The sequence below is a fragment of the Bradyrhizobium sp. LB14.3 genome, assembly GCF_040547985.1.
Classification (GTDB): domain Bacteria; phylum Pseudomonadota; class Alphaproteobacteria; order Rhizobiales; family Xanthobacteraceae; genus Bradyrhizobium.
This window is the reverse complement of the sequence record NZ_JBEPQT010000034.1, coordinates 38,209-58,259: the sequence shown is the minus strand read 5'-3', so window position 1 is coordinate 58,259 and position 20,051 is coordinate 38,209. Positions and strand designations below refer to the sequence as shown.

Sequence of the window (20,051 nt, the reverse complement as noted above, 5' to 3'; positions counted from 1 at the left end):
AATTTTGGCAAGGCTGCCGCCGCCGCGTCGATCTCGGGCCTCTATCTATCGACCGACGCAACGATCACGACTGGAGATACGCTACTGACGACCGTGGCCTCGCCAGGGCTGTCGGCGAACGGGGCGATGGGCTATTTCGATCACCAGACGATCTCGCTGGGGCTGCCAGCCAATCTGGCGCCTGGCACCTATTACATCGGCGGAATCGCGGACTACAATAATGCGATTTCGGAGAGCAACGAGGCCAACAACAATCACAATGTTACGCAAATTTCTGTTATTGCCGCATCGTCTCAGGTGCAGGACACGACTGGCGGCAGGGGGGACAACCCCGACTCCGGATTTCATTTTGTCGACCCGACAGGACACTTCATTATAGTCTGACCTCTTCGGGGGCCGATGACGGGTGATGGTCGCGGTTGTTGCCCCGACCCAACTGCGATGACCAACGGGTGGCCGAGCTATGTCTCTGATCTATCGTTGATATGCAGCTTGAGAGCCGAATGAACGTCCCCGGCCGCCTTCGCCGCCTCATTCATGGCTGGTCTGCGAATGTCGTCCAGATGCTGCTTGCCCTGACCCAGCAGCTCGTTCTGATTCCGGCGTTTTTGCATTTCTGGAGCAGTGACACACTTGCGGCCTGGCTCGCGCTGTATGCGGCCGGAAGCCTCGTTGTCGTCGCCGATGCCGGCCTGCAGCTTCGTGCCATCAACCGCTTTCTCGCGTTCAAGGCCTGCGTCGATTCCGACGGACGCACGGCAACTTTCTACGCGCGCATGATGCGGCTCTATCTGGGGATCGTCCTGGGACTCAGTGTCCTGCTGATTGCGGGTACCGAGCTGTTCCCGCCGGCGGCAGTCCTCGGGTTTCACGAAACGCCGAGCTTCAATGTCGCGATGATCGTCATCACTGTCGGCACGCTGCTCGCTCTGCCGGCCAATCTCGTCTCGGGGCTCTATCGCGTGCGCGGCAAATACAGTCGCGCGGTGTGGTCGCAGAATGTCGCGCTGCTAGTTGGACAGATCGGACAGTTCATCGCGGTTGCATGGCTCGGGAGCCTGCTTGCGGTCGCGATCACTTTCGTCGCGACGCAGATTCTGTTCGCGTTGTTCCTGACCGTCTACGACGCCCCGCGCCAGTTGCCATTCCTGGGGCGGGGACGCGCGGTCACCTCACGGTCCTGGCTATGGAATGCCGGGCAATTCCGTCTTGCGCTGCCATTCGCCGTGGCCAATCTGACGGAGATCGCGCTCGCCAATGCGCCGATGCTGCTGGTCAGCGCGATGGTTGCCGATCGCGTGGCGGTCGCGCAATGGGGCTTGATCCGCGTGATCTCGAGCTTCCTGCGCGGCATCAGCATCCAGATGACATTGCCCATCGGCGCTGAGCTCGGCCACGATTTTGCGATCGGCGACTTGGTACGGCTGCGCGGCCTCTACGCCTTCGGATCGCTGTTCATCACCGCGATGGCCAGCTTGATCGTCGGCGGGTTGCTGCCGTTCTGGCCGGATTTCTTTACATTGTGGACGCATGGCAGTATTCCGAACGACGCTGCGCTCACCGTCACGCTGCTGATAGGTTCGGCTGTCGTTGCGCCTTCCCTGATGGCCCTTAGTTTCGCCAATCACAGCAATCGTGGTAATCTCCTGGTGCGGACCAAGGGAGTACAGCTGGGAGTTTTCCTGGTGTTGTCGGCCGTGCTGATTCCCCGGCTCGGTCCGCTCGGTGCCGCAATCGCGATCGTTGCGAGCGACCTGCTTACCCAGTTCGGAATCCTGACGCTCGTGATCGTCTACCAGACGCTAAGCCATCCGGTCCGCCACGTGGTGGTCCTGATCTCAACCATGGCGACGATCGTGCTCGGCGGATGGGGTCTCGGCGCAGCAATCCGGGATGTCGTGCCGGGGGCGGGGCTGCTGCCTTTCATCGCGGAGTGTGCGATCTGGCTGGTCGTCGTTGCCATCGCGGCCAGTCCGCTTCTGATGGAGCGGGTGCGTGCGCGGGTGCTGGCGGCGGTGCCGAACTGATTTAGCACATCCGGCCAATCGTCTTTCCTGCTCCCGTGGAAGTCAGTAGATCTGGGGATAGCAGCGGTATCGCAGCCGCATCAGCTTCCGGGCGAGCTGGCGATGACCCTCGTCAATCCGCTCGGCAAAAAAAGCGAGCCGCTCCTTGCCGGCCGCGGCGAGCCGGCTGCGCTCCTCCGCCGAGCCGACCTTGACGATGGCCTCGGCCAGCGATGCGGGATCGTCGTAGTCGAACAGGATTGCGGCATCGCCGGCTTGCGCCTTCAATGCTTCCGGATAGATTACGGGCGTTCCGACCGCCCAAGCTTCCAAGGGCGGGAGGTTGGTCGGGCCAAAATAGGTAGCCATCACCATCGCATTTGCTGCCCGATAGAGAGCGGCAAGCTCGGTGGAGGGGACGAAGCCGAGGAAACGGACGGAATCTTCAAGCTTATGATGGGTGACAAGCGCCTCGAAAGTAGATCGGGCACCAGGATCGGAGCCGCACAGCACCAGCGTATGCTTTCGCCCTTGATCTCTCAGGAGGCGCATCGCGAGCAGGATGGTCGCATGGTTCTTATGCGACCAAAATTGTGCAGGGTAAAACAGATAGCCTGGCTCCAAGCCATATCTGCCCAAAATCGCAGCATCCTGTTCCCGTGTTGCCTCGTCCGCGTTCGCTCGGGTCACGTAAGGTGATGGCGAAAGAGGAATGCAAACGGCATGGTCCAGCGCCATCGCATAACGGAAGCATAATTTTTCGATAAGCTCGTCGGCGTTTGTGATGACAAGGGCAGCTTTGGTGCAAGCGCTGCGCCAAACGATTTCCCGTCGCTCGAACTGGGCAAATTCGCGTACCTCGTCGAATTCCGGGCTGTCACGGTGGCAGCCGTCGAAGATTGTGATGATGAACGGCAGCTTGTAGAGCACCAGATTCCAGTTGGACGTCGTGGTGAAGTAGACGATGTCGACCCCGGCGTTCCTCAGTTTTCTCTCAAACGGCGCGCATGTGCGCATGGTGTATTGCAGGAGATCGAACGGTCCCAGATATTTGAGGAACAAGAACAGGCGGTCGAGCCAGTTGAGTTTCAGATACACGCCGGTGATGCCGAGGTCGGCAAGGATCGCAACGTTATCGCGCAGCGTCGTGAATACGGTAACCTCCAGGCCGACGGTCCTGGCCCAGTCGCGCATCCACATGATGTCGGTGAGCGACTGCTGGAAACCGCCGCCGACGTCGAGCGGAAGTTCGAGAAACACACCAATGTGATAGCGTTTCATCGTTCAGCGCCCGCTCTTGTTTGCGACTTCGGCAGCAAGGCGTGATGAGGCAATCGAAACCCGCTGGAGTTTGACGTCGTGCCGACTTTGAATGGACACCCGTAGTACGGTCGGTGACGATTCGTAAGAAGAGCACCTCGTCAAGCGATCCTCTTCGTCAATGAGTATTTGATCCACGCGAATACTCGATCTGATTTTCGACGCTTTGGGGTTGTGCGATCCAGCCCGAATTGAAGCGTCCTGTGCTTGGTCCGCTCGATGCCTGCTTGCTGAGAATGATCTAGATAAAGGTGTTCGCCGAATCTGAAATGATCAACGTCTGCCATCCGGGCCCTCAAACAAAAAAAGGCGCCATCAAAGTGACATGGCGTCTCTTATGCGCAGGCACTTTGGCTATTTTGATTCGTACCGTCAAGGGTGAGGGGACTCGCGACCTTCAGCTCACAAAGCGAAGAATGTCCTCAATCCGTCGCCTGAATGTATGGGTCGATAGTGTCCGCGCCTGTCCTGCGGCAGCAATTGCGCAGCGCTCGTCTTCGTTCCCGAGATAGCGGTCGATCAGCGTCAGACAGTCGTCAGCCGTATGCCAAGCCGCGACCTCGCTGCCCACATCAAACAGTGTGTGGAGATTGTCCTTGAAATCGGTCAGCAGGAACGTGCCGGCGCCGGTCGCCTCGAACAGCCGCGCGTTGCCGGCCTCGCGGCCAGCCTGGTCGATATGCGAATTAAGCGTCAGGCGCGAAGCCCGGAGCGCCTGGTACATCTCCACGCCCCAGACCTCGCCCTGGTAGCAGCGGTGCAGCGGCGACGAGGCGGGCAGGTTCTGCAGGCCGCTGCCGTAGAGCTTCATGTCGAATTTTCGCGCCACCGCTTCGAGTTGTGCCACCCGCTGCTGGTGATCGGCCGAAACCGCGCCGACGAAAGAAATGTCGACGCTGCGTTCAGGCGCGGGCGGAAGACGGTGGAGGATGTCCGGTTCAAAGGCCAGATGGACCACCTCGGACCTGACGCCAACGTCGCTAAGGGACTGAACGACCCGCAGAAGCTGCGAGATCATCAGATCATAGGCCGACCAATCCTCGCCGCGCGAGGGGACGATGCCGACCTGCCCGATCAGAGTCGGCCGCCCGATGCCCTTGATCCGCCGGGCCAGGCGTGCGTCGATGTGGAAGATGTCCTGATTTAGGACCAGGTCCGGCTTGAATTCCTCAATCTGCGCCAACAGGATCTCTTCCGCCTGCGCATCGAGCCGTGGGCTCAAGCCCACTTTTCGTGCCAGTGGCCTGAGGATCGGCTTGAATGGCGCGATCATGCGTTGAAGCGAGCCGGGGATCGCTCGCCGTTGAGCCTCGTTGCCCGGCTCCGGTGGCTGCTCGAAAGCAAGCCCGTGTTCGCGCGCCCAAGCTGCGCGCATCCAGGGATTGTTGATGTGAATGTCGGCGGCGACATGCCCAGCGGCCGCGAAGTTGCGTGAGTAGAAATCGGCAACGCCAAACAGGCTGGCATTGCGCGCCGCCATCTGCGTCGCGTAAGTCGCGCCGGCAAGATCGGGCGTGCGGCGGTACAGCCAGGTCAGGAAGCGTGGATAGTCGGCGTTGAGGATGAGGACACGCATCGCGTTAATCTGCTCGTTCGGTTGTGTCTCGCGGCATCACATACCACAGGAGAAACAACACGACGGCTCCATGAGTCAGCATCACAGTCGTGAACGGCACGTTGAGCAGGGTCTGCGGCAACAGTGCCGAGGATACGAGAACAATCCGCTGGGATGCGCCTGCGGACATGCCGTTGGCGATGGCGACGACGATACCGCATAAGAGTGCAGAGATCGGGGCAAGCAGCGGGCCGACGGACGCAACGCCTTCGGTGGCGAAGAGCGAGGCGTTCATGTAGCCGCCGATGCCAAACCAATTGTAAATGACGACTGCCAGTGGCTCCCGATAGGGGCAAGGCATGATTGGCTTCAAATAGCTGATCTGACAGAAGTGCGTCAGATCGTGAGTGAAAAAGAACGCGTTATAATAGTCCATCGCAAGCGAGGGCATGGTCACCATACGGAGGTTCAGGAGTTGGAAGACCGCCATCGCGAACCGCTCTGGGAATAGGCCCCACTGGTAAAGGCCGAACAGAACCAGACCCGCTGCAGTCGGGAGCAGGAGGGACAGGATGACGGTGAGCCGCAAGCTGATGAACCGCGTGACCACGAACATGAAAACAAGCCATGCGGGGGTAAAGAAGGCCTGCTTGCTCAATGTGATCGGATAGAACAGCAAAAGCAGGATGAGGACTGCGCCAGCCCACCAGAGTTTTCCATGCACTGCGTAGCATGCGAATGCGAACGGCAAGAGGGCCGTCATTGTGCCCCCAACCAAGTAGTTCACCAGTGTCGGTGCGGTCAAAGCTTCTCGATACGTGTAGATGTCTCCAAGCGAGACCAGCCTGAAGTTGTAATATGCTCCAACCGCAGCGACGGCAGCCCCAGTTAGAACGATGCAGCTCAATAGCCGCTCGAAAGTCTGCGTGGACAAATTTAGCAATCGCGGCAAGGTTGGCTGGCAGAGTGCCGGCAACAGGAATGCCGCGGCGGAGGCCGCCGCCGAGAGGCCGCTCAGGCGATGGTTGTAATCTAGCTCAGTGAAGTTGATTAGCCAGAGATAGCCGGCAATCATGACGAAGAGGTAGTAGCCGGCAAAATAGCCGAAGCTGAACCTGGCGCGGACGAACAAGACGGTCAGGACGGCGAACGCTGCGACCGTGGCAATCGCCGCGGGTAGCTTCTCGTTGTCGAAGAGAATGTGGTAGACCGGGTAGATCCGCGCGACGCAGATCAGCGAGATGCTGCCCAGGGCCAGATGGCACAGGATGAGCAGCGGTACGCCGCGATCGTTGCCGCGCAAACGAAATCCGTCCGCGGCCGTGTGATCCGTGAAGTCCGTGAGGGGCGCCATGTGGCGATTCGGATATCCCATTCGAGGAACGCAAGCAATGTCTGAGGTACGCCCGAATGGGGGTATGAACGGTCTGAAACCTTGATTTATTCGAGCTTTTGTTAATATTGGTCAGCCTGGCTGGTGCGCTCAAGACCTTTCGTCACGAGCCCATCAAGGGGAAAGATCGAAGTCTCATGGTTAGGTTCGGCCTGCTCGGATGCGGGCATATCGCCAAGCGTCATTCCGAACTCCTGGGTGGCGGTATTGTCGAAGGCGCTCGCTTAGTTGCGGTGTGCGATTCCGACCGTGCACGGGCTGACGCAATCGCCGCGAAGTTCAAGGTTTCCGCGTATGCCGATCACAACGAGATGCTCGCGCGCGACGACATTGACGCCGTCGCGGTACTCACGCCGAGCGGGAGGCATGGCGGGGTCTGGTGAAGCATCAACACGAGATCGAGGGCGTCAACAGCCGGCTCGATGGGATGCAGGCCGCGATCCTGGCGGCAAAGCTTCCGCATCTGGCCGCCTGGACCGAAGCGCGGCAGCGCGCTGCCGCAGTCTACGATGCTGGTCTCAACCAGATCGAAGGGGTGAGCGTACCGCAGGTCGCCCGGTCGCGATCACGTTTATCACCTCTACACTATCAGGCATCCGCGACGCGATGCGCTGGCGGCTCACCTCAACGCCAATGGCATGCAGACCGCGATCAACTATCCGACCGCGCTGCCGCTGCTTCAGGCCTATGCGCGATTCGGCCACACAGCGGCGCAATTTCCACATGCATGCCGAGACCAGACCAGCATCCTGTCGCTGCCGATGTTTGCCGAAATCACGCCGGCGCAGCAGGAGAGCGTGATTTGGCTCGTTCGCGAATTTGCATAGCCCCGGCTGCGCGTCTATCGCGCGAGATTTATTGATCTTTCTCAAAGACTTGTGCGCCGCGCGCGTTCGTACTTCGTGCGGAGGTTCCCGAGCCCGTTGTTGGCCTGTAGTGCATTCAAAACTGGCCTCCAGCGGCGGGAATGTTTAGAAGCGGCCGTGTCAGGTCGGCAGGCGGGGCGGGTGGCCCGTCCAGAGGGGAACAGGAACTTTGCAAAAAGTACTTTTGACGGGTGCGGGTGGGTTCATCGGATCGCACCTCGCCGAAGAGCTGGTCCGCCGCAATGTCGCGGTGCGCACGTTCGTGCACTACAACAGCGCGGGTTCGCACGGCTGGCTCGATTTCTCGTCGCCCGATATCCGCAAGGAGTTTGACGTCTTCGCGGGCAATATTTGCGACCCCAACGGCGTGCGCACGGCGATGAAGGGATGCGATGCCGTGCTGCATCTCGCCGCGCTGATTGCCATTCCCTATTCGTACCACTCGCCTGATACCTATGTGGAAGCCAACATCCGCGGCACCCTCAACGTTCTGCAGGCAGCGCGCGATCTTGGCGTCGAAAAGGTGATCCACACGTCGACCAGCGAGGTCTACGGCACTGCTCAATTCGTTCCGATCACCGAGGAGCATCCGCTGCAGGGCCAGTCGCCTTACTCCGCGACCAAGATCGGCGCTGACCAGCTTGCGTTGTCATTCGAGCGCTCGTTCGGTACGCCGGTGACCGTGGTGCGGCCCTTCAACACGTATGGCCCGCGGCAATCGGCCCGCGCTGTGATCCCGACCATCATCACCCAGATCGCGGCAGGCGCGCGCCAGATCAAGCTCGGCAGCATTCATCCGACCCGCGACTTCAACTTTGTCGCTGACACCGCCGCGGGCTTCCTGGCGGCACTCGAGTCCAAGGCCAGCATCGGCGAGGTCATCAATATCGGCAGCGCCTTCGAGATCTCGATCGGCGACACCGCGAACCTAATTGCTGAGCTGATGGGAGTCGAGATCGAGATTGAGCACGATGACGTTCGTGTGCGCCCCGAGCGCAGCGAGGTCGAGCGGCTCTGGGCCTCCAACGCCAAGGCGCTCAAGCTGCTCGGCTGGTCGCCGCGTTTCGGCGGCGTCGACGGCCTGCGCAAGGGTCTTGAACAGACCGTCGCCTGGTTCACCAAGCAGGACAATCTGTCCCGCTATCGCGTCAATACCTACACGTTGTGAGCATCATGAGCATGTCCTCCGCGCAAGCGAGCCCTAACCGTCCTGCCGTGCTTGACGTTAATCCGGTGCTCGACGCCGTCGATGCGGCGCTCGGCCCAGCCCAGCGTCCGGTCGAGCTGCACGAGCCGCGGTTCGGTGATCGCGAGCGCGAGTTGGTGCTCGACTGCATCGACACCAATTGGGTGTCGTCGGCCGGCAAATACGTCACTAGTTTCGAAGAAATGGTGGCGGAGGCGACTGGGTCGCGCCACGCTGTTGCGATCGTCAACGGCACCGCGGCGCTGCATGCGGCGTTGGTGCTGGAGGGCGTCGAGCCGAATGACGAGGTGCTGCTGCCCTCGATCACCTTCGTCGCCACTGCCAACGCCATCAGCCATGCCGGCGCCGTGCCTCACTTTGTCGATTCGACCTGGGACACGCTCGGGCTCGACCCGCGTGCGCTCGAGGCCCATCTCGATGCGGTCGCCGTGCAGCAGAACGGCGCCTGGGTGAACAGGCACACGGGCCGCCGACTTCGCGCCGTCGTTCCCGTGCACATTTTTGGACATCCCGTCGACATGGTCGCGCTCTGCGCAGTCGCTGCTCGTTACGGCCTCGTCATCGTCGAGGATGCGACCGAGTCGCTGGGCTCGCGCCTGAACGGCAAGGGCTGTGGCACGTTCGGCCATTCCGCGGTGCTGAGCTTCAACGGCAACAAGATTGTCACAACAGGTGGCGGCGGTATGATCGTGACCGACGATGAGGCGCATGCACGCCACGCCCGGCATTTCACGTCGACTGCAAAGAAAGCCCATGCTTGGGCGTTCGAGCACGACGAGATCGCATACAACTACCGCCTGCCCAACATCAATGCCGCGCTCGGCTGCGCGCAGATGGAACGGCTAGGGGGAATGGTCACGGCCAAGCGCGTCCTTGCTCGGCGGTATCTCGATGCGTTCAACGATTTCCCATGGGCGCGCATCTATCGTGAGCCGAAAGGGTCCGAGAGCAATTACTGGCTCAATACGCTGGTGCTCGACCGCGAATACGCCCCCGAGCGCGACCGCCTGCTTCAGGCCCTGCACGGCCACGGTATTCGTGCGCGCCCGCTATGGACGCCGATGCACCTGTTGCCGATGTACCGCGACTGTCCACGCGCAGCGCTCCCCGTCGCCGAAGATATGAATACCCGCTGCATCAACCTGCCGAGCAGTCCGTTCCTCGCCGAAAACGCGAACGAGCGCTGATGCCCCGGATCGTTTTCTTCACGATTCACAGCACGACGGCCTGGTGGAAGTACCTGGCCTCGCGCATGGAGTTTGCCGACGCGGTTGTGCTCAGCGATCTGCGCGACGACGGCGACTATTCGTTAGTCGACGACTTCTATCGTTTCATCGACCAGGGCGATGCCGCCGCCGCGGCGCTCGACCGCTTCGGCCAGGAGGGCTGCGCCGACATCATCCTGCGCTGTCGTGTGCTCAGGAGCATAGATCGCGATCTCGCGCTTAATATGATCGGCGGCATGGCGCAGGCCATCGAACAGGCTTTTGACACTCTTGGCCCCGAGTTGGTCGTGACCTTCACGATCGATCGCTACGTCATGGACGTGATGGCGCGCGTCGCGCGGCGGCGCGGTATCGACTTCCTGGAGATGACGACCTCGATCATCCCGGATCAGGTGATGTTGATGCGGCGCGGAAAGCCAGCCTGGCTGCGCGAGCCCTCCACGGAGGACATCGACGCGGCAGTCGGTCAGCTCTGCCGGGAAGATTTCGCGCCGGCTTATGTTCGCGACGCCCAGCGTTTTTCACTCGCCAGGTTCTGGTGGATTTTCGGGTATTACGCCCTGCGTGGCGCATATTTCAACCTCTGGCGCTTTCTCAAGCGCGACCGTTACAACTGCCACTATCTCGATGCGTCGAAGCGGCTCAAGCACAAGGTCCGCGTGCGCGACGTGGCCGTGCTTGGAATGCTCGATCATGGCTGGGACAGGCGGCTCGCCGAAGTGCCACGCGAGCGTCGGGTGTTCCTCGGGCTTCAGCTCTTCCCCGAAGCTTCGATGGATTACTGGCTCGAGGCGCAAAACATGCTCGCGCATGACGACGTCGTCGTACGCTATTGCGAGGTGCTCAGCCGCGTCGGCTACCGCATCTTCGTCAAGGACCATCCGCTGCAGTTCGGTTTCCGCCAGCGCGAGCTGTTCGAGCGCCTGGCGAAGCTGCCGTTCGTGGTGCTGGTGCCTTATGACGTGCCGGCGAATCTGCTGAACGCGAAATGCGCGGTGTCGGTGACGTTCACGGGCACCATTGGCTTCCAGGCGGCGCTGGCTGGGTTGTGCTCGATCGCGACCGAGCCGTACTACGCAACCGAGCGGCACTTTCTTCACGTCCGCGACACCAGCGAGGTCGATGGCATCGTTGACCGGCTGGCGCGGTGGCAATCCCCCGACGATCTCGACACGACCCGTCGGGCGATCATGCGGCACTTGGCGTCGATCAGCGTCGAAGGCGACTATTTCGGCTGGCGCAAGTTCGATCCGGGGAGCGAGGCCTTGCGGGCCTCGGTCGAGCCGCTGGCGCGTTCGCTGAACGCGCACCTGCCGCGATTCTTGAAATCCTGCAGAACTGCGGCCTGACGATCCCGTGGGACGCGCGCCTGTAACGGATGTCGATGGCCGGGCGTAGATGGAACAGCGCGATGCGATCTCGTCTGCTTGACCTCGCAACTCGGCCGGCGGTTATTGCCGCCGTCGCGGTCCTTATCTTGCGCGGTTTGACGCTTGGCAGCCGTTTTCTCCTGTCTGTGCTGCTGGCACGGATGCTCTCGCCGGAGGAGATGGGCAAGTACGGACTGATAACAGCGGTACTGGCGTTCGCACTGCTCGGCCTGGGGCTCGAGTTCTATTCCTACATGTATCGCGAGATGGTGCCATCGACGCCAGAAAGGCGGGTGCAGATTATCGCAGATGAGGCCGCACTGGGGGGGCTCACGTTTCTCGCCGTGGTAATCCTCTCGGCTCTGGCGGTCCTTGCGGGGGTGTTTCCGGCAAGGCTCGCTACCTGGTTTCTCTTGATCTTGTTGACCGAGCATATCTCGCTCGAGGCCACGCGCTTCCTCATCATCATGTCGCGACCGATTCGCGCCTATATCGTTGTTTTCCTTCGGGGTGCCGTATGGGTCTACGCCATCGCGATTCTGATGTTCACCGTGCCGTCGTCGCGCTCGTTCGAGACGGTCCTGGTCTGGTGGGGGCTCGGGGGAGCTAGTTCGATTCTCTTCACGGCGATCTCCCTGCGAGATCTGCCGTGGCGCAAACTCCGGAAGCGGCGGCCGGATTGGGCCTGGATTGGTCACGGCTTGCGCACCGCTGGTCCCTTCATGTTGACAGCAGCGGGAGCACTGGTCATCTCCTATGTCGACCGCTTCGTCATCGACGCGTTCGTCGGTCGCGATGCGCTCGGCGTCTACACGTTCTATTCGACGATCCTGATCGGCCTGCTGTCGCTGGGCGGCTCGGTGTCGCATCAGTTCCTGCCAAAAGTTATCGCGGGCTATGCCGCGGGCAGGGAGGCCTATCGCACGGCGTTGCGCTCGTTCTTCTGGTCGATGCTGGCGCTGGACTGCGTGACCATGATCCTTGCGGCCTTTGCAATGGGACCCATGCTCGCGCTGCTTGGGCTGTCCACCTACGCGACGAGCATCGGCGTGTTCTATGCCATGCTTCCAGGGATATTCCTGCGCATGCTGGCGGATGTCCCGTCCTATGCTCTCTACGCGGCGCGGTCGGACAAATATCTCATGATCTGCAATCTCGGTTCAGCCGCGGTGTCGACGCTGCTGAACGTGGCATTGGTTCCCGTGCTGGGCATCTACGGGGCACCGCTTGCCGGTGGAGTTGCCAGTGCTGTGCTGTTCCTCTCCCTGGTGGGGTTCGCAATCCGCAGGATGCGCGGGAGATTCGGGGAACGCTCTGCGACCGAATCCGTCGGCCTTCCCACCGATCCGGACATGCTCTATCCGTGAAAGACTGGCTCATGCGTCAGGGCAATCTCACTTCTAAACCCGAGGGGCGCCTCTTGGACGGAAGCATGCAGAAACGGTTCACTCCGTTGGTCGGCGCTCTCGCGTCGCCCGCGATTCTGATGACGGTGATCTGGCTCGGGACCCTCCTCGCCGTCGCCATCGGGCCGATCAACTATCCGGGACAGCCCTCCGCTGCGGTGCTGACGTTGGTCTCGCTGGGGCTGGCGATCTTTCTGCTGTCCTATCAGGGCGGCAAGCTCCTCTTCGATCGCGGGTTTGTGCTCCTGGCGCGTTCGCCGCGCCTTTCCGAGCCGGTTCTAAACAATGTCACCATGGCCGCATCGCTGTTCGGCATCATCGGCATTGCGCTGGTGGCGCTCGACCGCACCGTCCTCAGCGGCGTGAGCAACAGCAGCTATGCCGAGCTGCTGCGCTGTGCGCCCGGGCTGGTCGACACGATCGCGATCAAGCGCACGCCGCTGCTCTACGGCGGTTACGCGATGTTCTCCTTCGGTTTCGTCTCTATCGTGCTGTTTCTGCTGAAAGGCGAGGAAATCAGAGGCCGGGCGGCTGTGCTGGCGCAACTGTCCATCATCTCGCCGGTCGGGTATGCGCTGCTCTATTCGGGTCGGATGCCGATCCTGTTCGTTTTCGTCCTGGTCGCGATGACGATGATGGTACGCCTCCTACAGGGACGAACGCTGTTGCCCCTTGGCCACTATCTCGTGCTCAAGACCATCATCGCCGTGGGCTTGTTTGCGGTCTATTCGAGCTCGATCTGGACCAGCAGACAGAACTTCTGTATCCAGATGTCGCCTCTGATCTCTAAATTGCAACAGGAGATGACCCAGCGCAACGCGCCTGAGGCCGTTGCTTCGAGCGTATCAGGCGAACCCAACCAGCCCAAAGCCGCGGAGGCCATCACCGCAACCGAGCTCAACAAGCGGGTGGCCGAGGCGCGAGCGGTCGCGCCGACCGCGCCGTCAGCGCCCGACGCAAGCTCGACGGACGCTGTTCTGGCCATGCTGGAGCGCTGGGGTGTCAAGCCGCGCAGATATGTCACTTCGGCAATCGAATCCAGCCACATGTCGACGCACGGAGCCGTAACTGGCCTCGGCACCTATTTCTACCTGACTCATGGTGTGCGGACGGTCGACATGGTCTGGAAGGCGCGCCACGAGTTCACGCCCCAATGGGGCGTGTACGAGATCGGCGTGTTATCGCCTCTGCTGCGGATCTTCTTCCCGGAGAGCGATCAGCTAGCAATCATGGAGGCTGAGCAACGGGCGGCGTGGATCTACGGCTTCTACCCGAGCGCATGGGCTGCGGCCTTCATCGATTTCGGTCTTGTGGGCGCCATCATCTACGTCGCGATCTGGGGGGGGGTGGCCGGCTGGAGCGCGGCCGGAAGCCGGCATTCCGGTCTGATGACACCGTTGCTGCTGCTCGTGTTCGTGCTCGCCAGTGTCCTGCTCAGTCCGGTTCAGGGACCTCTCGGCATGGCCAATTCGGCCCTGGTGCTGGCGTCGATGCTGGTGACCGGACTAATGCTTGATCTGGCGACCCTGCCCGCGAGGGTGTAGCAGGCTGAGGCAAACTCTAGGCCAACGAGCCTGCGACCTGATATCAGCGTGCGGAGGTGTTGCGCAGCCACGCGACGGTCGCCGCGACGCCTTGCTCCATGTCGAAGGGAAGCGGGCCGCAGACCGCTGCGGTCGGCGCGAGATCGAATTGATATTGCGTGAGAACGTTGTTGAGGCGGAACGAATTGAAGGGAAACCGCTTCAACCCGATCGCGTTTGCCGCATCACCGCAGTGTGCCAGCGCGCGTGCGACGCTGTTCGGTAGATGCGGGATCGGCCGCGAACCGAACGCGTGCTGAAACGCGTCGCACCACGCCATCAGATCGATCGGCGTGTAGTCGGCGAGATAAAACGTTCGGCGATGGATCTGCTCCGCCGGTACGCTCAGGAGACGCCAATACTGGAAGACAATGTTCTCGATATAGCTATACGACTTCCAGAGCGGGTCTTGCCCGACGTGGAAATAATGGCCGCGCTCGATCATGCGCAGGAAACGCTGATAGTGGGCGCTCATGCCAGGGCCCCAGACGGTCGTGGGGCGCGCCAGGCACCATTCGCGCCCGGCGCCGTCGGCGCTGCGGACAATCTCCTCGGTGCGGACCTTGCTCTTTCCGTACAGCGTGTCAGCCTGGTAGTCGGTGTCGCTGGTCGGCATATAGCCGACGCGGCAGACGAGCTGTGACGAGGTCCAGATCGCCCGCCGCACGGACGGCGTCTGCCGTACGGCTTCGACCAGGGTCTCGACGCCTTCGATATTGGCGGTGTAGCCGGAAAGGTTGACCTTTTCGTCGAGATCGATGCGTGCGGCAAGATGGACCACCGCGTCCGGCGCAGCGCCGGTCACGGCTCTCGTCAAGCCGTCGGCATCGAGAATGTCGCATACGATATCGGTGGCCCCGGCCGGAACCTTGTCCAGCCCCACGACTTCGCAATGTTCGGCGCGCAGCCGCCGCACCAGTGCCTGCCCGATAAAGCCGGAGCTTCCGGTCACGAGAACTTTCATGCTGATGCCATTGTCTTGAGTATCTCAGGCTTCCGAGCGAGCCGGAAGGCGCGTAGCCGTGATCGACGCCCTCTGCGTCAGATTTCCGCGAGCAGGATGAATAGGCAGCGACGCTCGCCCTTGTTCACCATGCCGCCGCGATGCACGCCGTTGCCGTCGAACAGCACGCAATTGCCGTAGTTCGAGGTCGCGGCGAAATGGCCCTCGCGCAGGCGCGTCACATCGCGCGAATTGTCCAGCAGGTCGCCGCCGAAGTCCGCTTTCTTACGTAGGAACGCCGGCAGCGCCATAAACTTCTTGCGCGCGTCGGGCCGCCGGCCGGAGAAGCCGGAGAAATCGTTGGTGCGCCGGATCATGCCCTCGAACCAGCCGATCTTCGCGTTCTGGCTGCCGCGAATGTAGCAGAACGGGCCACCGTCCGGACCGATGTCGTGGACGTAGATCGCGCATTTCAGCATGCCGTAGGTGGCATCGATGTGCAGGTAGCTGCCCCAAGGATCGGCGAGTTGGGTATCCGGGAATACGCGCTTCCAGAACGCGAGGTCCTGGTCGTTGATCTGCGCGTTGACGTGCTTCACGCCGGCCGGCCGGCCGAGATAGGCGCTCGCCGCTTCCATGATGCCGTAGCGCTTGAAGATGGATTCCACGGTCGCGAACGCCTGGGGATCAGCGGCGCGTGTGCACCAGTAGACGTTGTCGTCGAACTTGCGCTTCTCCGGCGGAATGTTGGCGCGGCGCTCGTCGAGCTTGGCGAAGCCCGGATTGGTGACCCTGCGGATCTGGTCGAGCTCGTCGGGCCCGAGCGTCAGGCAGACGATGCCGTCGGATTTGATCTTGTTGAGCAGCGACGGGTTCGCCGGCCTTGCGGGACGACGCGCGCCGGTCAGCCTGCCGATCGCACGGCTCGCGCGGATGCGCGCAAACATCGACATGTAGCGCAGCGCCGTCCTTGCATTGAGGCCGCTGAAGCCCGCTTCCTTGGTCAGCAGCGGCATGTTGTCGTAGTCGACGATGCGGCGAATGGTGACGAAGGCGAAGGTTCGCAGGAACACGTTCAGCGCATAGAGCCGCTCGCGGGAGGTCGGCTTGGGCAGCATGCCGCCATAGGCCGGATGCGCGTCATAATCGATCGCAGGAAGCGTGTTGCCGCCATAGGGCGGAACCGGAAGTTCACCAATCTCGACGGCGCGTGCCACCGGCGCCGCGTTCGAAAGTGAATCGATCGTCGTCATGTCGCGTTCTCCCGGAACGAGCGCGGTTCGTCAAAAGTTCGCCCCGATCTATACAGCCAGAGGCGCTGCACAGGCAATAATCGCGGACAGTTATCCGGTCGTGCTGGGCGATTCCCGTGTTGCCGCTAAATCATGAAAATGCTTCGGAAAAGCGCGCCCGATGTCGATCTTTCGAAGGGTTCCAGCGATCGCCTCGGACGCGCCGCCGCGGCCATAGGGCGGGACCAGGGCCGGATCGGGCTGGAACCGGCCCTCGAAGATGCGCGTGAGGCTCGCGAGGATGGCAGCCGAATCGGCCGGGCAATCGATGATCGACGCGGCGCGAAGCCGGCCCTTCTGGCGGTCGCCGATATTTATTGTGGGCACGCCGACGGCGGGCGCCTCCAAAATACCGCTGGAGGAGTTGCCGGCCACGGCGTCCGCAAGCCGCAGCGCGGCCCAGTAGCGCTCACTGCCGAGCGAGGTGAAGAGATGGGCGCGATCGGGGCGTGTCGCGACAAACGCCCTGATCGCGTCGTCGATGGCGCGATAGCCTGGATCGGCGTTGACGCCGGTGAAGATGAAGCTGCGGTCCTCGAGCTCCGCGAGCGCGGCGAGGAGGGCATCGACATTGGCGGCGTCGGCTCCAGGCTGCGCCGTGGTCGGATGCAGCGTCACCAGCAGGAAGCGCTCGGGGCCGGCGATACCGAGCTTTGCAAACAGCTCGGCGCGGGTCAGCGGCGCCGCGCTATCCGCCAGATCGAGGCCGGGCGCGCCGACATTGAAGACGAGATCGGGCTGCTCGCCCATCCGGATCACGCGCTGGCGATAGGACTCGGCCGCGACGAAATGCAGGCAGGCCATCTTGGTGATGGCATGACGGATCGCGTCGTCGAAGGCGCCCGCGGTGATCTCGCCGCCATGGATATGCGCGATCGGAATGTTGAGAAGCGTCGCCGCGACCGCGGCGGCCAGCACCTCGTAACGGTCGCCGAGCACAACGAGGATGTCGGGTGCGAGCTTCGGCAGCTCCTCGGCAAAGCCGGTCACGCCGATGCCGGTGCCGCGGGCGACGGTCTCGGCGCGGTCGTCGTCGAGCGCGAGATCGATTTTCGCGGCGATCGGAAAGCCGTCGGCCTCGATCGCTCGCCAGGTCTCGCCGAAGCGTGGCACCAGATGCGTACCGCATGCGATCACGCTTAGTGCGACGTCGTCGGCCGCCTTGAGCCGCGTCAGGATGCCCCGCAGCAGGCCGTAGTCGGCGCGCGAGCCCGTGACGACAGCGATGCGGCGGCGTGCGCTCATGCCTGCTGCCGCCAGGGTGACGCGTCGAGCATGCCGTGCTCGATGACATAGGACGCATAGGCGAGATCAGCCGCACTCTCAATCTCGATCGAATGCATGCGGTCCATCATGATGCCGTAGCTCGCGGGCGGATCGGCGTAGATCTTGCGATGCTTGCGCATCGCGTCCCAGCCGACGAGATAGAGCGCGCCGTTCATGGTGACTTCGATCGCCTGGTCCTGCCGCCGCTGCGCCGTGGTCGTCAGCATCTTCTCGACGATGCCGCCGATCGAGCCGTACTTGCCAAGCGTGCCGACGAAGATCGAGGAGACCTCGGTCTCGCGCATGCCGACCACGAGGCTCGCCTTGCGCGCCGCGAACAGTTCGACGGCCTCGTCGAAGTGCTTAGGTGCTGCGAAGGGCGAAGAGGGTTCCAGCAGCATGATGGCGTCGTAGCGCCGCTTCTCATGCGTCTCGATCCAGTCCATGGCATGCAGCACCACGTCGTTGGAGGAGGCGGTGTCGCTGGCAAGCTCGGCCGGTCGCTCGAACGGCACCTCGGCGCCATGCCGCTTTGCCTCGGCCCGGATCTCCGCGCTGTCGCTGGAAACGATCAGGCGGGTGCAGTAGCGGGACTGCCGGGCCGCAATTGCCTTGTAGCCGGTCAGGCTGAGGCCACCGATCTCGCGCAAATTCTTGCCGGGCAAGCCTTTGGATCCGCCGCGGCCGACCAGCAGGAACAAAATCTCAGGCGAATTCGTCATCTGTTCTTCGCAATCCCGTTGCCAGCGCCGTTCGGGAATCGGCGTCATTCGTCGTCCTTTCGGGGCCTTTGGGGAAACGCCGCAAGCTGCCCGCTTGCGTTGCTTTTACCAGTGTACTCGACTAAGACAACCGCTTGATTGGCGAGGCGATTTTGCCTTGCCCCAGCAACGAAAGCCCATGCATCGCCGAACCCTGATCATTGCTGAGGCTGGCGTCAACCACAACGGCGATCGCGACCGCGCGCTTGCGCTGGTGGACGCGGCTGCGATGGCCGGGGCCGACGTCGTCAAGTTCCAGTCGTTCCGCGCCGACAAGCTTGCGACCGCCGAGGCGGCGAAGGCGAGCTATCAGCAGGCGGCCACCGGTAATGCGCAATCGCAGCTCGACATGCTGCGCGCGCTCGAGCTGAGCGAGGACGACGAGGCGCGCATAGCCGCCGCCTGCGCGGCGTCCAACATCACCTACATGTCGACGCCGTTCGACGCCGACAGCGCCACGCATCTGGTGCGCCGCATCGGCGTTTCCGCGCTGAAGGTCGGCTCGGGCGACCTCACCAATGCGCCGCTGCTGCTGCATCTTTCGCGCTTCCGCCTGCCGATCATTCTGTCGACAGGCATGGGCACGCTTGCCGAGGTGGAGCAGGCACTCGGCGTCATCGCCTTCGGCTATCTCAGCGATGCGACGGCAAGGCCGGCGCCTGGCGACTTCGCGAAACTCCTGCTCGATCGCGAGACGTGGACGGAGCTGCGCGCCAAGGTGACGCTCCTGCATTGCACGACCGAATACCCGGCCGATCCGCAATCGATCAATCTGCGCGCGATGGGGACGCTGCGCGATGCGTTCGGCCTCCCCGTCGGCTTCTCCGATCACAGCCGCGGCATCCACATCGCAGCGGCCGCCGTGGCGCTCGGGGCTGGCGTGATCGAGAAGCATCTGACCCTCGACCGAAACCTGCCGGGACCGGACCACCGCGCCTCGATCGAGCCGTATGAGATGGCGGCGATGATTGCCTCGATCCGCGATGTCGAGGCCGCGCTCGGCGACGGGCGCAAGGTGCCCGCGCCGGAGGAGATCCCGAACCGTGCGGTGGCGCGGCGCAGCCTCGTGGCGCTTGCCCCCGTGCGCGCCGGCGAGCGCTTCACGGAAGCCAATCTTGGCGTAAAGCGGCCCGGCAACGGCGTCGCGCCGATCGAATATTGGAATTGGCTCGGCAAGACCGCGCATCGCAATTACGCGGCCAACGAGGCGCTGGAGCCATGAGCCTGATCGTGCTCTGCGCGGGCGGTCACGCCCGCGTCGTCATCGAGGCCTTGCTGAGCCGCGGCATCCGTCCCGACGGCGTGATTGATCGCGACGCAGCGCGTGTGGGCGAAAAGCTGGGCGGTATTCCGATCACGGGATCCGACGACGACATCCTGAAGATGAGCGCTGAGAAGGTCGAGCTCGTCAATGGTCTGGGAAATCGCGCCTCGCGCAGCGATTCGGGGCTGTCGGGGCGGCGCGCCTTGTTTGGCAGGTTTGCCGCGCTGGGCTACAAATTTCCAGTGATCTCGCATGTATCGGCGGTGATCGCCTCCGATGCAAAGCTCGGCGACGGTGCGCAGGTGATGGCCGGCGCCGTCATTCAACCGGCGGCGCGGATCGGGCAGAACGTCCTGGTCAACACGCGCGCGGTGGTGGAGCATGACTGCGTCGTGGGCGATCACGCGCATGTCGCGCCGGGGGCGGTGCTGTGCGGTGGGGTGTCGATCGGCGAGAGCGCGCATGTTGGCGCGGGCGCCGTGGTGTTGGTCGGCGTCAATGTTGGCGCCGGAGCTATCGTTGCCGCGGGCGCGGTGGTTGCAAGGGATGTCACGGCCGGCGGGTTTGCCGGCGGCGTCAGGGATTAGTCTGTC

17 protein-coding genes and 1 pseudogene are annotated in these 20,051 nt (G+C 62.5%); 11 read left to right on the top strand and 7 right to left on the bottom strand.

The features are described 5' to 3' along the window. Together ABIB00_RS34515 and ABIB00_RS34510 are read left to right on the top strand one after the other, a co-directional pair. On the top strand, positions 1-384 hold a 384-nt coding region (locus ABIB00_RS34515), incomplete at its 5' end, for a CARDB domain-containing protein (RefSeq protein WP_354069462.1). 119 nt (positions 385-503) lie between these two features. After that, positions 504-2,027, top strand: coding sequence for an MATE family efflux transporter (locus ABIB00_RS34510; RefSeq protein WP_354107443.1), 1,524 nt, complete (start codon positions 504-506; stop codon positions 2,025-2,027). Positions 2,028-2,069: 42 nt separating this feature from the next. Here the strand turns inward: ABIB00_RS34510 and ABIB00_RS34505 are convergent, their stop codons facing one another. The 3 genes from ABIB00_RS34505 to ABIB00_RS34495 form a co-directional block, all read right to left on the bottom strand. Next, on the bottom strand, positions 2,070-3,200 hold the full coding sequence (locus ABIB00_RS34505) for a glycosyltransferase family 4 protein (protein ID WP_354107442.1): 1,131 nt from the start codon (positions 3,198-3,200) through the stop codon (positions 2,070-2,072). Between the two features lie 523 nt (positions 3,201-3,723). Continuing rightward, positions 3,724-4,806: a CgeB family protein gene (locus ABIB00_RS34500; RefSeq protein ID WP_354107441.1), complete on the bottom strand. Its 1,083-nt coding sequence runs from the start codon at positions 4,804-4,806 to the stop codon at positions 3,724-3,726. Positions 4,807-4,906: 100 nt separating this feature from the next. Beyond that, entirely contained in the window at positions 4,907-6,235 is a 1,329-nt protein-coding gene (locus tag ABIB00_RS34495) for a hypothetical protein (RefSeq protein ID WP_354069454.1), read from the bottom strand. Positions 6,236-6,342: 107 nt separating this feature from the next. Between ABIB00_RS34495 and ABIB00_RS34490 the strand changes: the two genes are divergently transcribed. The 7 genes and pseudogenes from ABIB00_RS34490 to ABIB00_RS34460 all read left to right on the top strand — a co-directional run bounded on the left by ABIB00_RS34490 (position 6,343) and on the right by ABIB00_RS34460 (position 13,893). Beyond that, entirely contained in the window at positions 6,343-6,657 is a 315-nt protein-coding gene (locus ABIB00_RS34490) for a Gfo/Idh/MocA family oxidoreductase (RefSeq protein WP_354069452.1), read from the top strand. Positions 6,658-6,701: 44 nt separating this feature from the next. After that, positions 6,702-7,101 (top strand): annotated as a pseudogene (locus ABIB00_RS34485) (DegT/DnrJ/EryC1/StrS family aminotransferase). Positions 7,102-7,309: 208 nt separating this feature from the next. Continuing rightward, a complete protein-coding gene (locus ABIB00_RS34480; protein WP_354069450.1) occupies positions 7,310-8,308 on the top strand; it encodes an NAD-dependent 4,6-dehydratase LegB in 999 nt (332 codons plus the stop codon). 5 nt (positions 8,309-8,313) lie between these two features. After that, positions 8,314-9,534, top strand: coding sequence for a LegC family aminotransferase (locus ABIB00_RS34475; protein WP_354069448.1), 1,221 nt, complete (start codon positions 8,314-8,316; stop codon positions 9,532-9,534). After that, positions 9,534-10,922, top strand: coding sequence for a hypothetical protein (locus tag ABIB00_RS34470; RefSeq protein ID WP_354069446.1), 1,389 nt, complete (start codon positions 9,534-9,536; stop codon positions 10,920-10,922). Before ABIB00_RS34475 ends, ABIB00_RS34470 begins: the two co-directional genes overlap by 1 nt. Before the next feature lie 62 nt (positions 10,923-10,984). Continuing rightward, positions 10,985-12,310 carry an oligosaccharide flippase family protein gene (locus tag ABIB00_RS34465; protein ID WP_354069444.1) on the top strand — a complete coding sequence of 442 codons (1,326 nt, stop codon included), beginning with the start codon at positions 10,985-10,987 and terminating at the stop codon, positions 12,308-12,310. Positions 12,311-12,321: 11 nt separating this feature from the next. Next, positions 12,322-13,893, top strand: coding sequence for a hypothetical protein (locus tag ABIB00_RS34460; protein WP_354107440.1), 1,572 nt, complete (start codon positions 12,322-12,324; stop codon positions 13,891-13,893). Between the two features lie 43 nt (positions 13,894-13,936). Here ABIB00_RS34460 and ABIB00_RS34455 read toward each other — a convergent pair whose 3' ends face one another. The 4 genes from ABIB00_RS34455 to ABIB00_RS34440 all read right to left on the bottom strand — a co-directional run bounded on the left by ABIB00_RS34455 (position 13,937) and on the right by ABIB00_RS34440 (position 18,155). Beyond that, the gene (locus tag ABIB00_RS34455; RefSeq protein ID WP_354069440.1) at positions 13,937-14,896 is read right to left on the bottom strand and encodes an NAD-dependent epimerase/dehydratase family protein; all 960 of its coding nucleotides are present in this window, start codon (positions 14,894-14,896) and stop codon (positions 13,937-13,939) included. Between the two features lie 77 nt (positions 14,897-14,973). Beyond that, positions 14,974-16,128 carry a phytanoyl-CoA dioxygenase family protein gene (locus ABIB00_RS34450; protein ID WP_354069438.1) on the bottom strand — a complete coding sequence of 385 codons (1,155 nt, stop codon included), beginning with the start codon at positions 16,126-16,128 and terminating at the stop codon, positions 14,974-14,976. 90 nt (positions 16,129-16,218) lie between these two features. Continuing rightward, a complete protein-coding gene (gene neuC, locus ABIB00_RS34445; RefSeq protein ID WP_354107439.1) occupies positions 16,219-17,412 on the bottom strand; it encodes a UDP-N-acetylglucosamine 2-epimerase in 1,194 nt (397 codons plus the stop codon). Further along, positions 17,409-18,155: an acylneuraminate cytidylyltransferase family protein gene (locus ABIB00_RS34440; RefSeq protein WP_354069434.1), complete on the bottom strand. Its 747-nt coding sequence runs from the start codon at positions 18,153-18,155 to the stop codon at positions 17,409-17,411. The genes neuC and ABIB00_RS34440 overlap by 4 nt, the downstream gene beginning before the upstream one ends. 178 nt (positions 18,156-18,333) lie before the next feature. Between ABIB00_RS34440 and neuB the strand changes: the two genes are divergently transcribed. Continuing rightward, entirely contained in the window at positions 18,334-19,416 is a 1,083-nt protein-coding gene (gene neuB / locus ABIB00_RS34435; RefSeq protein WP_354069432.1) for an N-acetylneuraminate synthase, read from the top strand. Beyond that, entirely contained in the window at positions 19,413-20,045 is a 633-nt protein-coding gene (locus ABIB00_RS34430; RefSeq protein WP_354069430.1) for an acetyltransferase, read from the top strand. The genes neuB and ABIB00_RS34430 overlap by 4 nt, the downstream gene beginning before the upstream one ends. Positions 20,046-20,051 lie beyond the last annotated feature (6 nt).

Coding starts and splice junctions, on each gene's coding strand:
- ABIB00_RS34460 (WP_354107440.1), top strand. CDS start 12,322: ATGCGTCAGGGCAATCTCACTTCTAAACCCGAGGGGCGCCTCTTGGAC.
- ABIB00_RS34505 (WP_354107442.1), bottom strand. CDS start 3,200: ATGCGCGACTGGGCCAGGACCGTCGGCCTGGAGGTTACCGTATTCACG.
- ABIB00_RS34440 (WP_354069434.1), bottom strand. CDS start 18,155: ATGACGAATTCGCCTGAGATTTTGTTCCTGCTGGTCGGCCGCGGCGGA.
- neuC (WP_354107439.1), bottom strand. CDS start 17,412: ATGAGCGCACGCCGCCGCATCGCTGTCGTCACGGGCTCGCGCGCCGAC.
- ABIB00_RS34510 (WP_354107443.1), top strand. CDS start 504: ATGAACGTCCCCGGCCGCCTTCGCCGCCTCATTCATGGCTGGTCTGCG.
- ABIB00_RS34430 (WP_354069430.1), top strand. CDS start 19,413: ATGAGCCTGATCGTGCTCTGCGCGGGCGGTCACGCCCGCGTCGTCATC.
- ABIB00_RS34495 (WP_354069454.1), bottom strand. CDS start 6,235: ATGGCGCCCCTCACGGACTTCACGGATCACACGGCCGCGGACGGATTT.
- ABIB00_RS34450 (WP_354069438.1), bottom strand. CDS start 16,128: ATGACGACGATCGATTCACTTTCGAACGCGGCGCCGGTGGCACGCGCC.
- ABIB00_RS34455 (WP_354069440.1), bottom strand. CDS start 14,896: ATGAAAGTTCTCGTGACCGGAAGCTCCGGCTTTATCGGGCAGGCACTG.
- ABIB00_RS34470 (WP_354069446.1), top strand. CDS start 9,534: ATGCCCCGGATCGTTTTCTTCACGATTCACAGCACGACGGCCTGGTGG.
- ABIB00_RS34465 (WP_354069444.1), top strand. CDS start 10,985: ATGCGATCTCGTCTGCTTGACCTCGCAACTCGGCCGGCGGTTATTGCC.
- ABIB00_RS34500 (WP_354107441.1), bottom strand. CDS start 4,806: ATGGCGGCGCGCAATGCCAGCCTGTTTGGCGTTGCCGATTTCTACTCA.
- neuB (WP_354069432.1), top strand. CDS start 18,334: ATGCATCGCCGAACCCTGATCATTGCTGAGGCTGGCGTCAACCACAAC.
- ABIB00_RS34475 (WP_354069448.1), top strand. CDS start 8,314: ATGAGCATGTCCTCCGCGCAAGCGAGCCCTAACCGTCCTGCCGTGCTT.